The organism is Streptomyces sp. MJM8645 (assembly GCF_001625365.1).
Lineage (GTDB): Bacteria > Actinomycetota > Actinomycetes > Streptomycetales > Streptomycetaceae > Kitasatospora.
On sequence record NZ_LJJF01000001.1, the window covers coordinates 4381098 to 4393826 of the forward strand.

Sequence of the window (12729 nt, forward strand, 5' to 3'; positions counted from 1 at the left end):
GACCCCGTCGCCTTGGCTGGCCTGGATCAGGTGAGCGGCGGGGTCAGCTGGCAGACGACGACGAGTTCGAGTCGGGGGACGATGTAGTAATTGATCAGTCCTCCAGCGACGTCGAGGCACTGCATGGGCTCGCCGCTGCCCTCGTACGTGGTGCCATCCAGGTAGAGCGCCTCGGCTGCCCGAACCAGTTCGGCGGCCTTCTGCTCGACTGCCGCGAGGAAGCCAGCCGGTGCCCCGCCGGTGACATGCTCCTCGCTGGGCAGGTACTCCCAGCTCCAGCTCACCCGTTCACCGCCGAGAAGGCGGACCGGTACAGCACGGCGACCTCCGTGGCGTGTCGGCGGCACTCCTCAGTGGTTGCCGCGTGGTTGGCCAGGTAGTTCGCCCGGTGGTAGGCCAGTGCCGTGGCCGGAACCCGTTCGATCTCCACCACGGCGGCCCAGTGGGCAACGAACGCGCGGATCGGGTTGACGCTGCCTGCCTCGATGGCTGCCGCCATGGCTCTGGTCTGCCCTTCCACCATCTCCGGAAGTCGGTCGGCAGCCACCACGGCGAGCGCGGCCTTGATCGCCGCGGGGGTCTTCTCAGGCTGAGGGATGAGTTCGGCTCCATTCGACACCGGCTGGCTCACAGGGCGCTCCTCTCGTCTCGTCCGAGCCTAGCCGGGTCAGCGGAACAGCGCGGCGTGATCCGTGGCCCAGGTGCGGAAGTTGCGGGGTGGGTGGCCGGTGAGGTCCTGGACCGTTGTGGTGGCCGGGTTCGGGGTGGTGATGCGGGCGTGGATGAAGTCCAGTGCGCTGTCGACGGCCACCCCGGGCCGGCCGGTGGCGGACATGCGGCGGCGGGCCGCCTCGCGGGGGATCTCCTGCCACTTCACCGGGCGGCCGGCGGCCTCGCCGATGATGTCCACCTGTTCCGCCTGGGTGGGGCACTCCGGGCCGGTGAGCAGATAGTGCGCGCCGTCGTGGCCGTCCTCGGTGAGGGCGCGGACGGCGACCGCCGCGATGTCCCGCTCGTCCACCGGGTTCAGTCCGGCCGCGCCGCCGTAGCCCTGCACGGCGCCCCCGGAGCGGATCTCCTGCGCCCACTGGAGCGCGGCGGTGAACCCGTGCGCCCGCAGCACCGTGTGCCGGACCCCGCTCCCGGCGAGCAGCGCCTCCACCTCGCCCTCGGCCCGGGCGGCCGTCGAGGAGAGGAACACCACCCGCCCGACCTCCCGGGCCAGCACCCCCACCGCGTCCGCCGCCTCGTCCGCCGTGGGGAACGGCCACCCCAGCAGCACCGCGCCCGCCTCCTGGACCGCCGCCTCCAGCGATGCCGGGTCGAGCAGGGCCCGCTGTGTCAGCGTCCGCACGCGCACCCCGGCGGCGGCGAGCTGCAGCCCGACGTGTCGCTCGACCGCTCCGGGGGCGCCGACCGCCAGTACAGGTGACGCCTCGTCAACTCGCTTCTCTGTCATGCCTCGAACGTAGGCGAGAAGTATGAGACGCCCCATGCGTGCGGGTCTCCGGTTCATGCGCCATCGTCTACCAGGCGCGCGCCAACTCGCGTGCGCCCCCGAGTGCTTCACGCGCCGACCTCGCCCTGGCCCCCGCCACCTGGCCGGGCGCCGGCTGCGCACAGGAAGTCGGTGAGTCCGACTTCCTGTGCGCTCGGCCCGGGGTGGCTACTCCGAACGGCTGGAGATGAAGGCCTCGTACTGGGCGGCCGTGAGCAACTGCTTCAGCTCGTCAGGCTTGGCGACGGTGAGCTCGATGATCCAGCCGTCGCCGTACGGGTCCGTGTTGATCAGCTCGGGTTCGTCGTTCAGGCCCTCGTTCACCGCGGTGACCGTTCCGGTGAGCGGCATGAAGATCTCGCTCACCGCCTTGACGGACTCCACCGTGCCGAACGCTTCGCCGGATTCGAGCTGCTTCCCCATGGTGGGGATGTCGGCGAAGACGACGTCACCGAGCTGCTTCTGCGCGAAGTCGGTGATGCCCACACGGGCCTTGTCCTTGCCGGTGGTCCGCACCCACTCGTGGTCCTTGGTGTACTTGAGGTCTTTCGGGACGTTGGCCATGGGGATCTCCGCGAGGTCGAGGCGACTGCACTGACGGACCGTCAGTCATGCGGAGGAGCCTGCTACAGGTCCCCGCCCCTCGCCGCGAAGCGCACCCGGTCGGGTGAAGGCGGGTGTCAGTTGTGGAGGAAGGACTCCAGCGAGGTGGCCAGTGCCACCGGCGTCTCGTACATCGGGTAGTGGCCGCTGCCGTCGAGCTCCTCCAGTTCGGCGTTGGGGTAGTGGGTGAGCCAGGTGCCGCGCATCACGTCGGCGGTCAGGGCGAGGTCGTGTGCGCCCACGATCACTTTGACGGGGACGGGGTTCCCGTTGATGCGGCGTTCCAGGTCGGCCGTCGCCCAGTCCCGCACGTACCCGCCGAAGGCCTCGGGTGTGGAGAGCCGGAGCGACTGGTCGACCATGCGGTCCAGCCAGACCCGGCCCGCCCGCTGCCCGGTGACCAGGTCGAGGATCGCGTACCGCTTCTCGCGGTCCTCGGCGGCGCCGTAGAACAGTGCCTCGCCGTCGGCGTCCAGCGGGTAGGCCCCGGCGGGGACGGGTGCCAGGCCGACGAGCTTGCGCACCCGCAGCGGCGCCTCGGCCAGCACCTGCTGCGCGGCCTTGCCGCCCATCGAGTGGCCGATCAGCGAGAAGCGGTCCCAGCCGAGTTGGTCGGCCAGGGCGAGCGCGTCGGCGGCGATCTCGGCGAGCGTGTAGGAGCCGGTGACGTCCTTGCGTTCTCCGTAGCCCCGGTAGTCGAGGAACGCGTAGCTGAAGGCCCTGCCGTCGAGGTAGTCGAGGAAGGGGCCCCAGCCCGCGCTGGTGCCGAACCAGTCGTGCAGGACCAGGACGTGGTGGTCGCCGGTGCCGGTCGAGCGGTGAGGGATCGTCATGCCCTCGGTCCTTCCCCGGAAGCCTCCCGCCCGAACGGCCGGTCGCCGGCCCGTGCGGCAGGCGGCGGGCGGCTAGGCCATGGGCCGTCGGGCGAAGTCCGGGGCGTGTTCGGGGCGGGGGCCGAAGGCGATCAGGCGGGAGATGCCCAGCCGGACCGCCGGGACGTGGCGGACGAGCGCGGCGAATCCCATCGGCGGGCCGGACCGCCGGCCGGTGAGCGCCGGGACGAACATCACGCCGTGCAGGATCCGTTGCAGCCGTTGGATGACCACCGTCGGCATCTGGCGCCGCCGTTGCACCCGGGCGAGCGCGGCGGTGGTCGGGCGGCCGCGCAGCAGCGGCTCGGCGAGCAGGGTGGCGGCCGCGACGGCGTCCTGGATGGCGAGGTTGATGCCCACCCCGCCGGCCGGGGACATCGCGTGGGCAGCGTCGCCGATCAGCAGCAGCCCGTCGGTGTACCAGCGGTCCAGCCGGTTGAGCCGGGCGTCGAGCATGTGGACGTCGTCCATGCCCGCCAACTGGTCGACGCGGTCGGCGTACTGGGGCAGCAGCCGGGCGATCCGCTCGCGGAAGCGCTCCACGCCTTCGGCGCGCAGCTGCGGGTCGGAGCCCTTCGGCTTGAAGTAGGCGATCTGGAAGTAGCTGTCGCGGGCGATGCTGAGCGCCAGCTCGCCGTCACCGAAGCCGGCGACGAGGCTGGGCGGCGCGGCCTGCTCCTCCGCGTGCCGGGGCAGGCGGAACCACCAGACGTCGAAGGGCACCGGGTACTCCTCGGCCACCAGCCCGGCCGCCTTGCGCAGGGTGGAGTGCCGGCCGTCGGTGCCGACGGTGAGGTCGGCGCGGAGCTCGCCCTGCTCGCCGTCCCGGGTGCGGTAGCGCACGCCGGCCACCCGGCCGCCCTCCCGGATCAGTCCGGTGGCCTCGGTGTTCATCCGCAGGGTGAAGGTGGGCTCCTGCCGGGCTTCCTCGACGAGGAAGTTGAGCAGGTCCCACTGCGGCATCATCGCGATGTAGTTGTACGGCGCGGGCAGCCGGTCGTAGGCGCTCAGCGGGACTTGGCCGACGCCGGGCACCGGCACCACCAGGTTGCCGAGCCGGCTCTGCGGCAGCGCGGCGAACTTCCGGCCGAGGCCGAGTTCGTCCATCAGCCGCACGGTGGAGGCGTGGACGGTGTCGCCGCGGAAGTCCCGCAGGAAGTCCCCGTGCTTCTCCAGCACGGTCACCTCGACACCCGCCCGGGCCAGCAGCAGGCCCAACATCATTCCGGCCGGTCCGCCCCCGGAGATCACGACGCTCATGGCTCTCTCCCTTGCTGTGCTCGGTTGATCACCTTCCGTGTGGAACTTACATTTACAGAGTCTCTGGAACTGTCTCAGGTGTCAAGTAGTATGCTGCTCCACATGAAGGATCTGGTGGCGGCCGCCCTCACGGCGGCGAAGGACCGGGGCCAGGACGTCGCGGACGTCCCGCTGACGGCGATCGCCGCGACGGCCGGCATCTCCCGCAGCACCCTGCTGCGCAGGCTCGGCGGCTGCCGGGCACCGCTGGACGAGGCGGTCCGGCAGGCGGGCGTCGACCCGGGCGGACGGCCGCCGGTACGGGAGCGCGCGATCGCGGCGGCGGCCGGGCTGGTGGCCGAACGCGGCCTGGGCGGGGTCACCCTGGACGCCGTGGCGGACCGCGCCGAGTGCTCGCTGCCCAGCCTGCACACCGTCTTCGAGGGCCGGGACGGCCTGCTCACCGCCGTCTTCCTCCAGTACGGCCCGCTGCCGGACCTGGAAGCGCTCGCCGCGAACCCGCCGGAGCGCCTGGAGGACACCGTCCGGGCGCTCCACCGCGCCTTCGCCGCGGCCTTCGACCGCCAGCCCCGGGTCATGCCGGCGGTCTTCGCCGACCTGTTCGCCCGACCGGACGGCCCCGCCTCCCGGATGATGGCGGCCCACCTGCCGCGACTGTTCGACGGCCTCGGTCGGCTGCTGCTGCCGTACATCGAGGCCGGACGGCTGCGTCCGCTGCCGCTCCCGGTGCTGGTCCAACTGCTGTTCGGCCCGCTGATCAACCACATCCTGCTGCGGCCGGTCCTCGAACCGGCGCTCGGCGCCGGACTGCCCTCGCTGGAGGAGTCCATCGACCTCTTCGCCGAGGCCTACCTGCGGGCGGTCGCCCTGCCGTAGCGGGGCCGGGAGACCGCCTGATCCGTTCCTGGGACGTGTCTGCCGGAGAACGTCGAGCTCTGCCGGAAAACACCGGGCTCTCCCGGAAAACGCCGAGCCCCGGCCCGCCGGGCGAAGCCGGGGAGCCGGGGCTCGGACGGGGGCGGTCAGGCGCTGCGGCGGCGGCGCGCGACGAAGAGCGCGCCGATGCCGCTGACGAGCAGGGCGGCGGCGCCCGCCGCGGTCTTGATGACGCCGTCCGACCCGGTGTGGGCGAGCTCGCCGCCCGCCAGCTGGGTGGTGCCGGTGGTGCCGGTGGTGCCGGTAGTGCCAGTGGTGCTGGTGGTGTCGGTCTCGTCGGCGGTGCCGGTGGTGTAGCTGGTCCGGATGACGGGGCCGGTGCCGATGCCGGAAGTGTCGGCGGTGACCTGGATCGCGTTGCCCTGCGGGCTCGCGCTGGCGGCGTGGGCGGTGCCCTCGTTGATGACGGCGGACGGGTTGACGGAGGTCTGGCCGACCTTGGCCTCGGCGGTGTAGGCGAGGCGGACGTGCTTGGTGATGGTCGCGCCTGCCGAGAGGGCGTCGCCGCTGAGGAGGTAGCGGACGGGGCCGCCGGCCTGGGGGCCCGGGGTGCCGGGCACGGTCTCCCAGGCACCATCGGCCTTCTGCATCTCCAGGACGCTGTGCGAGTCGGCCCACAGGATGGTGGCGAGCTTGTCGTAGCGGGAGGCGCTGGGGTTGTTGACGGCGACGTCGAACTCGACCGGGGCGCCGCCGGCGACGGCGGTGGTCGGCGCGTTCTTGAGCTGGACGACCAGGGACTTCACCGCGACGTCCTTGGTGGCCTCGGCGAGCACGGTGTCCTCGGCCGCCGGGTCGACGACGGCGGAGTAGAGCTTGGTCGGCAGGCTGTAGCCGCCCGTGTCGTTGTTCCCCACGGCGGCGAGCCGCAGCTGGAAGGTCTTGGTGGCGCCGGCGGGGACGGTCAGGCCGGTGACCTTGCCGCCGAAGTTGAAGGTCTTGTCGCTCTGCTTGAAGGTCAGCTCGACGGGCTTCCAGGTGCCGTCGGCGTCGCGGTACTCGATGGCGAACGCGTCGTGAACCCGGGCGTGCACGTTGCTCACGTTGAGCTTCAGGGTGAACGGGGCCTCGGCGGTGCCCGGGTTGGTGACGGTCTCGGAGAACTCGACGGGCTCGCCGCCGTAACCGATCGAGGACGGCTCCTGGACGGTCAGCGCCGGCTTGGCGGCGACCGGGGCGGCGGTGACGTCGATCGCGACGAACTGGGGGCCCAGGACGAGGGGCATGAAGCCGGGGCCGCTGTCGAGCATGGCCCACGGGTGGATGTAGGCCGTGCCGAGCGGAGCGTCGGCGGCGAACGCGAAGCGGACGTGCCGGGTGTCGCTGCTGCCGGCGGCGATGGTCCTGTCGTCGGTGAGGTGGTACGTGACGCGGTCGGAGCCCGGCTGGCTGCTGGCGGTGCCGGTGATGTTCTCCCAGCTGCCGTCGGCCTTCCGCACCTGGAGCGTGCTGTGCTTGTCCGCCTCCACGACCTTGTCGACGTTGGTGTAGCGCGAGGCGCTGGGGTTGTTCACGGTGACGTCGAACTCGACCGGGGCGCCGCCGGCGACGGCGGTGGTCGGCGCGTCCTTGACCTGCACGGTGAGGGCCTTGGCCGTGATCTGCTTGGTGCTCTCGGCGAGAACGGTCCCGGCCGGGTTGGTGAGGGCGGAGCGGAGGGTGACGGGCGAGTCCTGGTTGCCCCAGGTGTTGTGGACCGGGGTGGCGATGCGCAGCTGGAGCGTCTTGGTGGCGCCGGCGGCGACGGTCACGCCGGTGATCTCGCCGGTGGCGCCGGTGGACTGGCTGGAGGTCGACGTGACGGGCTTCCAGGTGCCGTCGGCACCGCGGTAGTCGAGGGTGATGCTGCCGTTCGAGATGGCCGTCGTGCTGCTCGCGTTGAGCTCCAGGGTGAACGTCGCCTCGGCGGTGCCGGGGTTGGAGACGGTCTCGGTGAACTCGACCGGCTCGCCGCCGTGGCCGATCGACGCCGGTGCGTTGACCGTCAGCTCCGGCTTGGTGGCCTCGTTCGCGGCCTTCGTGGTGCCCTCCGCCGCGGCGGTGGCGGCCGCCGGTGCCTCGGCGGCGTACGCGGCCGGGGAGGACAGTACCGCGCCGGTGGCCAGCAGCACGCCGAGGGTGGCGGCGGTGAGGACGGTGGAGCGGGAACGACGGGCGCGGACAGCAGGCATGGAAATACCCCCGAGGGTGTTCTGCCGTCGGCATTTCAGCCGCCGGCCGGTACGTGTGCTTGGAGTCGGACCCGAAGTTCGAGGGCGTCGCCCCCGGCGCCTCTCGCGGTCCGGGTTCGGCGGGCTTCCCCGCCTCTCACTGGCATAGACGTGCGGCGGCCGCCGGGGTTGCAGGTGATCCAAAAGTTTTTTCGAAAACCTCTGAGGCCGCCCTGACCTGCGGTTCCGCTCTCCAGGTGCTCGCCGGGCTCAGCGCAGCGCGAGCTCGTCGCCCACGCTCAGCCGCCCGGGGGCGGCGACCTCGGCGAGGGCGTCGAGCCGGCCGTCGTGGGCGTGCACGATCGCCTTGAGGATCTCGGGGGCGTGCGGCAGCCCCGGCTGCGGGGCGCCGGTCATCGCGCAGCGCTCGCTGGAGCGGACGAAGGCGAGGCGGACGCCGGTGCCGCCGTGCCCCTCCCGGCCGAACCAGCCGTCCTCGACGAAGGGCGGGGTGCCCGGGGGCGTCCGCAGCAGGATGTTGGGGCGGAACCGGCGCTCGTCGACCACCGTGAAGGGGGCGGCCTCGCGGACCCAGTCCAGGGTGGCGGTGGTGAGCACGCTGACCGGCAGCTGGTCGAAGTGGGAGACGGCGTCCTCGCGGGCGAGTTCGACGTCCTCACGCTGGAGGTAGGCGCGCAGGAAGGCGCCCGGGTCGGCGACCGGGCGGCCGAGCGGGTCGAACAGTTCGGGGCCGTCGATCCGGTGGCCGAGGCGGGCGGAGAGGCGGAGCAGGCCGTCCATCCGGCGGAAGCGGCGGGTGTTCTTGCCCGAGCCGAGCTTGCCGTCCGCGTCGCGGACGGCGTAGAGGCGGTCGCCGGCCAGGCCGCGCTCGTCCACCTCGACGGAGTCGAGCCGCTCGCCGCCGGTGGACTTCACGGGGTAGCGCCAGAGTCGCTCGATCACTCCGATGATCTCTGCCATGGGCGGACAGCGTAGCGGCGGCGCCGGGGGATGGTCTAGACCAAGTCCCGTGCGGCGACTGGCCGGAACGGCCCACGGCGGGTCTTCAAACTCCAGTCGGCGCGCAGGCGGGGGTTTGAAGACCCGCCCTAGCCCAGCCGTGCCACCGCCCGGACCGGCGCACCGTCCGCCGCCGCCAGCCGCAGCGGGAACAGCGACACCTCGACCGGCCGCCCGGCCTCCTGGGCGTCCAGCAGCGCCCGCAGATCGGTCAGGTTCTCGGCGATCACCCCGCCGCCGGGCGCCCCCAGCAGCACCCGGTGCGCGGCGAGGGTCGGCTCGTCGGCGCCGGGCTGGTCGTGCTCGTCGGTGAGGTCCGCGAGCAGCGCGGCGACCGCCGGGTCGCCCGGGCCCGGGTCGGGGGTGGGGTCGACGCTCAGCGCGTCCACCCCGACGGTCCGCACCCCGGCGGCGACGATCGCCTCGGCGGCGGCCGCGGTCAGGCTGGGGTGCGCGAGGTAGGCGTCGGTGCCCCAGTGCCGGGCCCAGCCGGTGGCGAGCAGCAGGACGGACCCCTCGCCGACGCGCGCCAGGGCGGGCGCGAGCAGCTCGGGGGTGACGGCGGCCCGGGGCTCCAGTCCGCGCAGGTCGGCGAGCACCGCGGGGCCGGTGAACCGCTCCAGCGGCAGCCCGTCCAGGGTCGGCCAGGTGACGTCCACGTGGTAGGGCGCGTCCACGTGCGTCCCGGACTGCGAGCCGAGGTGCAGGGCCAGCACGTTCACCCCGGCGGTGGCGGTGGTGAGCGCGGGCTCCAACAGGACGGCCGGATCGCCGGGGTAGACCGGCATCGCGGTGGTCACCTGATGGGTGAGGTCGACGAGGGTCGCTGCCATGCCCCCATCCTTCCAGGGGAGCCCGCGGATGAGGCCCGACCGGGTGAGTCCGGATAGAAATGGGACATGGGAACAGTCAAGCGTCAGCCGTGGGTGGTCGGGGTCTCTGGTGCGTCGGGGACGCCGTACGCCGCCTCGGTGATCCGGGCGCTGCTCGCCGCCGGGGAGCCGGTGGACCTGATCGTCAGCCGAGCCGCCCGGCTCACCATCCTCGACGAGACCGGCATCTCCTTCCGGGACGCCCACTGGCACGCCGACCTGGCCGCCTGGCTGGGCTCCGACGAGGGCCTGGACGACGTCCGCTACTGGCCCGCCGGGGACTTCGCGGCCGGCCCGTCCAGCGGCTCGTACCCGGCCAAGGGCATGCTGGTGGTGCCCGCGACCACCGGCGCGGTGGCCGGGATCGCGCTCGGCCTGAGCAAGGACCTGCTGCAGCGGGTGGCCAGCGTCACCCTCAAGGAGCGCCGCCCGCTGGTCGTGTGCGTGCGTGAGGCGCCACTCAACGGGGTGACGTTGAAGCACCTGGTGGAGCTCGACGCGCAGGGCGCCGTCGTCCTCCCCGCCTCTCCCGGGTTCTACGCCGGCGGCTCGACCGTGCGGGAACTCGTCGACTTCGTGGCCGGCCGGGTGCTGGACGCGGTCGGCGTCCCGCATTCCCTGTACCTGCGTTGGGAAGGGGAGTTGGGGGCGGCGGCCCGCCGGGCCGACGAGAACGGCAGCGTGTCGGCTGAGGGGGAGTGAGGAGGCCGGGGGCGGGAGAGTATCTTCTCTGCGATATCCGGGTTGTTCCGCGCATGGCGCCTTGGAATCCGGATAATGATCTGTGGGTCTGGTGAGGTTCGGAAGGACGCGGACGGTATATGGACACGGTGGACAGACAGCTCATCCAGGCGCTCCGGGAGAACGGCCGCGCGTCCTACGCCGAGCTGGGCCGGCTGGTCGGGCTCTCCGGCCCGAGCGTCACGGACCGGATCAACCGGCTGGAGCAGGCCGGTGTCATCACCGGCTACCGCGCGACGGTCAATCCGGCCTCGCTCGGCTTCGGCGTCACGGCCCTGATCGGCCTTCAGCTGACCGACGCCGCCGATCACGAGGACGTCGCGCACCGGCTCAAGGACCTCAACGAGGTCGAGGACTGCTGGTTCATCGCGGGTGACGACTCCTACATGCTCAAGGTCAGGGTGGCCGACGTGGCTGGCCTGGAGTCGGTGGTCAAGCGGATCTCGGGCACGAAAGGCGTGGCCCGCACCCGCACCACCGTCGTACTCTCCACGAAGTGGGAGAACCGGGTGAGCGAACTCCCTCCCGAAGGAGAGTGACGGATGGCACTGGTCGGTCTGGAGGAGCTGCGCGCCGCTCGGCAGCGGATCGCGGGGGTGGCCGTGCGCACCCCGCTGGTTCCCGCCCCGTGGGCGGACGAGGGGGAGCGCCGGCTCTGGCTGAAGCCCGAGAACCTCCAGCCGACCGGGGCCTTCAAGACCCGCGGCGCGTACAACCGGCTGGCCGCGCTCACCGAGGCCGAGCGGGCCCGCGGCGTGGTCGCCCAGTCGAGCGGCAACCACGCGCAGGCGGTGGCGTACGCGGCGGCGCTGCTCGGCATCAAGGCCGTGATCGTGATGCCGGACACCTCGCCGGCGGTGAAGGTGGAGTCCACCCGGGGGTTCGGCGCCGAGGTGGTCCTGGTGTCGCCGGAGGAGCGGGACACCCTGCCCGCCGAACTGGCCGAGCGGCACGGCTACGTCTGGGTGCCGCCGTACGACGACCCGTTCATCATCGCGGGTCAGGGCACGGTCGGCCTGGAGATCGCCGAGGACGCCCCGGCCGGGCTGGACACCGTCCTGGTGCCGGTCAGCGGCGGCGGCCTGATCTCCGGGACGGCGGCCGCGCTCAAGCTCACCCGCCCGGGCATCCGGGTGATCGGCGTGGAACCGGAGCTGGCCGCCGACGCGCAGGCCAGCTTCCGGGCCGGCCGCCGGCTGGCCTGGCCGGTCGCCGACACCTACCGGACCATCGCGGACGGCCTGCGCACCCCGTCGGTCGGCGAGCTGCCCTTCGAGCACCTGACCGCGTACGTGGACGACATCGTCACCGTCACCGAGGACGAGATCCGCGCCACCGTCGCCCTGCTGGCCCGCCGCGGCCGGCTGGTCGCCGAGCCCTCCGGCGCGGTCGCCCCGGCGGCCTACTTCCACCGCGCCGCCGAGACCGGGGGCCGGACGGTCGCGGCCGTGGTCAGTGGTGGCAACATCGACCCTGCACTGCTCGCTGAGCTGCTGTCGGCATAGGCGTACGCTCGGGTCCGGCAAGGAATCGAAGTCGGAGGAGGCGGGGCACCGCATGGACGCAGGGCTGAAGCGCGAGCTGGAGGCGAAGGTCTACGCGGGTGAGCGGCTGACCCGCGAGGACGGGATCGCGCTCTACGAGAGCGACGACCTGGCCTGGCTGGGCGGTCTGGCCCACCACGTGCGGACGCGGAAGAACGGCGACGTCGTCCACTTCAACGTCAACCGCCACCTCAACATGACCAACGTGTGCAGCGCGTCCTGCGCGTACTGCTCGTTCCAGCGCAAGCCGGGCGAGAAGGACGCCTACACGATGCGCATCGAGGAGGCCGTCCGGCTCGCCAAGGCGATGGAGGTCGACTCCCTCACCGAGCTGCACATCGTCAACGGCCTGCACCCGACCCTGCCCTGGCGCTACTACCCGCGCTCGCTGCGGGAGCTGAAGGCGGCCCTGCCGAACGTCTCGCTGAAGGCCTTCACCGCCACCGAGATCCACTGGTTCGAGAAGATCAGCGGCCTGCCCGCCGACGAGATCCTGGACGAGCTGATCGACGCCGGCCTGGAGTCGCTGACCGGCGGCGGCGCGGAGATCTTCGACTGGGAGGTCCGCCAGCACATCGTCGACCACGACACCCACTGGGAGGACTGGTCGCGGATCCACCGCCTCGCCCACAGCAAGGGCCTCAAGACGCCGGCCACCATGCTGTACGGCCACATCGAGGAGCCCCGCCACCGGGTGGACCACGTGCTGCGGCTGCGCGAGCTGCAGGACGAGACCGGCGGCTTCCAGGTCTTCATCCCGCTGCGCTACCAGCACGACTTCCACGACTCCAAGGACGGCGTCGTGCGCAACAAGCTGATGGCCCGCACGGAGATGGCCACCGGCGCCGAGGCGCTGAAGACCTTCGCGGTCTCCCGGCTGCTCTTCGACAACGTCCCGCACGTCAAGGTCTTCTGGGTGATGCACGGCGTCACCACCGCCCAGCTGGCGCTCAGCCACGGCGCGGACGACATGGACGGCTCGGTGGTCGAGTACAAGATCACCCACGACGCGGACAACTTCGGCACCCCGAACAAGCTGGGCCGTGACGACCTGCTCGACCTGATCCGCGACGCCGGCTTCCGCCCGGTCGAGCGCAACACCCGCTACGAGATCATCCGCGAGTACGAGGGCCCGGACCTGGGGCGCCGCGAGGCCCCGCAGGCGATGCGCCTCTGACCGGAGAACTCCCCCGCCGCCCGGGCCCCGGCCCGGGCGGCGGCGTTTCTTCACCG

General features: G+C 72.3%; 14 protein-coding genes. 5 read left to right on the forward strand and 9 right to left on the reverse strand.

Going from position 1 to position 12729, the window contains the following annotated elements:
• Positions 1 to 26: 26 nt before the first annotated feature.
• The 6 genes from A6F73_RS18815 to A6F73_RS18840 all read right to left on the reverse strand — a co-directional run bounded on the left by A6F73_RS18815 (position 27) and on the right by A6F73_RS18840 (position 4233).
• Positions 27 to 284 carry a hypothetical protein gene (locus A6F73_RS18815; protein WP_063348883.1) on the reverse strand — a complete coding sequence of 86 codons (258 nt, stop codon included), beginning with the start codon at positions 282 to 284 and terminating at the stop codon, positions 27 to 29.
• On the reverse strand, positions 281 to 631 hold the full coding sequence (locus A6F73_RS18820) for a hypothetical protein (protein WP_244293437.1): 351 nt from the start codon (positions 629 to 631) through the stop codon (positions 281 to 283). The genes A6F73_RS18815 and A6F73_RS18820 overlap by 4 nt, the downstream gene beginning before the upstream one ends.
• A 36-nt stretch (positions 632 to 667) precedes the next feature.
• Positions 668 to 1459: a nucleoside-diphosphate sugar epimerase gene (locus A6F73_RS18825; RefSeq protein WP_159398489.1), complete on the reverse strand. Its 792-nt coding sequence runs from the start codon at positions 1457 to 1459 to the stop codon at positions 668 to 670.
• A 207-nt stretch (positions 1460 to 1666) separates the two neighbouring features.
• Positions 1667 to 2062 carry a glycine cleavage system protein GcvH gene (gcvH, locus tag A6F73_RS18830; RefSeq protein ID WP_063348884.1) on the reverse strand — a complete coding sequence of 132 codons (396 nt, stop codon included), beginning with the start codon at positions 2060 to 2062 and terminating at the stop codon, positions 1667 to 1669.
• A gap of 116 nt (positions 2063 to 2178) precedes the next feature.
• Positions 2179 to 2934, reverse strand: a complete 756-nt coding sequence (locus A6F73_RS18835; RefSeq protein WP_063348885.1) for an alpha/beta hydrolase — start codon at positions 2932 to 2934, stop codon at positions 2179 to 2181.
• 72 nt (positions 2935 to 3006) lie between these two features.
• On the reverse strand, positions 3007 to 4233 hold the full coding sequence (locus A6F73_RS18840) for an FAD-dependent oxidoreductase (RefSeq protein WP_063348886.1): 1227 nt from the start codon (positions 4231 to 4233) through the stop codon (positions 3007 to 3009).
• Positions 4234 to 4335: 102 nt separating this feature from the next.
• Between A6F73_RS18840 and A6F73_RS18845 the strand changes: the two genes are divergently transcribed.
• Entirely contained in the window at positions 4336 to 5109 is a 774-nt protein-coding gene (locus tag A6F73_RS18845) for a TetR/AcrR family transcriptional regulator (RefSeq protein WP_063351314.1), read from the forward strand.
• 146 nt (positions 5110 to 5255) lie between these two features.
• Here the strand turns inward: A6F73_RS18845 and A6F73_RS18850 are convergent, their stop codons facing one another.
• The 3 genes from A6F73_RS18850 to A6F73_RS18860 form a co-directional block, all read right to left on the reverse strand.
• Positions 5256 to 7340 (reverse strand): hypothetical protein, encoded by a 2085-nt coding sequence (locus A6F73_RS18850; RefSeq protein ID WP_063348887.1) that lies wholly within the window; start codon positions 7338 to 7340, stop codon positions 5256 to 5258.
• A gap of 249 nt (positions 7341 to 7589) precedes the next feature.
• A complete protein-coding gene (locus tag A6F73_RS18855) occupies positions 7590 to 8300 on the reverse strand; it encodes an MOSC N-terminal beta barrel domain-containing protein (RefSeq protein WP_063348888.1) in 711 nt (236 codons plus the stop codon).
• Positions 8301 to 8428: 128 nt separating this feature from the next.
• Entirely contained in the window at positions 8429 to 9172 is a 744-nt protein-coding gene (locus tag A6F73_RS18860) for a cyclase family protein (RefSeq protein WP_063348889.1), read from the reverse strand.
• A gap of 66 nt (positions 9173 to 9238) precedes the next feature.
• Between A6F73_RS18860 and A6F73_RS18865 the strand changes: the two genes are divergently transcribed.
• The 4 genes from A6F73_RS18865 to mqnE all read left to right on the forward strand — a co-directional run bounded on the left by A6F73_RS18865 (position 9239) and on the right by mqnE (position 12673).
• Positions 9239 to 9913, forward strand: coding sequence for a UbiX family flavin prenyltransferase (locus A6F73_RS18865; RefSeq protein ID WP_063348890.1), 675 nt, complete (start codon positions 9239 to 9241; stop codon positions 9911 to 9913).
• A 119-nt stretch (positions 9914 to 10032) separates the two neighbouring features.
• Positions 10033 to 10491, forward strand: coding sequence for an Lrp/AsnC family transcriptional regulator (locus tag A6F73_RS18870; RefSeq protein WP_063348891.1), 459 nt, complete (start codon positions 10033 to 10035; stop codon positions 10489 to 10491).
• A gap of 3 nt (positions 10492 to 10494) precedes the next feature.
• Positions 10495 to 11457, forward strand: coding sequence for a threonine/serine dehydratase (locus A6F73_RS18875; protein WP_063348892.1), 963 nt, complete (start codon positions 10495 to 10497; stop codon positions 11455 to 11457).
• 52 nt (positions 11458 to 11509) lie between these two features.
• On the forward strand, positions 11510 to 12673 hold the full coding sequence (gene mqnE / locus A6F73_RS18880) for an aminofutalosine synthase MqnE (RefSeq protein ID WP_063348893.1): 1164 nt from the start codon (positions 11510 to 11512) through the stop codon (positions 12671 to 12673).
• The last annotated feature ends 56 nt before the right edge of the window (positions 12674 to 12729 follow it).

Bases quoted from the DNA above. Each gene is read 5' to 3' on its own strand.
- A6F73_RS18840 (WP_063348886.1), bottom strand. From the start codon at position 4,233: ATGAGCGTCGTGATCTCCGGGGGCGGACCGGCCGGAATGATGTTGGGC.
- gcvH (WP_063348884.1), bottom strand. From the start codon at position 2,062: ATGGCCAACGTCCCGAAAGACCTCAAGTACACCAAGGACCACGAGTGG.
- A6F73_RS18875 (WP_063348892.1), top strand. From the start codon at position 10,495: ATGGCACTGGTCGGTCTGGAGGAGCTGCGCGCCGCTCGGCAGCGGATC.
- A6F73_RS18835 (WP_063348885.1), bottom strand. From the start codon at position 2,934: ATGACGATCCCTCACCGCTCGACCGGCACCGGCGACCACCACGTCCTG.
- A6F73_RS18825 (WP_159398489.1), bottom strand. From the start codon at position 1,459: ATGACAGAGAAGCGAGTTGACGAGGCGTCACCTGTACTGGCGGTCGGC.
- A6F73_RS18855 (WP_063348888.1), bottom strand. From the start codon at position 8,300: ATGGCAGAGATCATCGGAGTGATCGAGCGACTCTGGCGCTACCCCGTG.
- A6F73_RS18865 (WP_063348890.1), top strand. From the start codon at position 9,239: ATGGGAACAGTCAAGCGTCAGCCGTGGGTGGTCGGGGTCTCTGGTGCG.
- A6F73_RS18845 (WP_063351314.1), top strand. From the start codon at position 4,336: ATGAAGGATCTGGTGGCGGCCGCCCTCACGGCGGCGAAGGACCGGGGC.
- mqnE (WP_063348893.1), top strand. From the start codon at position 11,510: ATGGACGCAGGGCTGAAGCGCGAGCTGGAGGCGAAGGTCTACGCGGGT.
- A6F73_RS18860 (WP_063348889.1), bottom strand. From the start codon at position 9,172: ATGGCAGCGACCCTCGTCGACCTCACCCATCAGGTGACCACCGCGATG.
- A6F73_RS18850 (WP_063348887.1), bottom strand. From the start codon at position 7,340: ATGCCTGCTGTCCGCGCCCGTCGTTCCCGCTCCACCGTCCTCACCGCC.
- A6F73_RS18870 (WP_063348891.1), top strand. From the start codon at position 10,033: ATGGACACGGTGGACAGACAGCTCATCCAGGCGCTCCGGGAGAACGGC.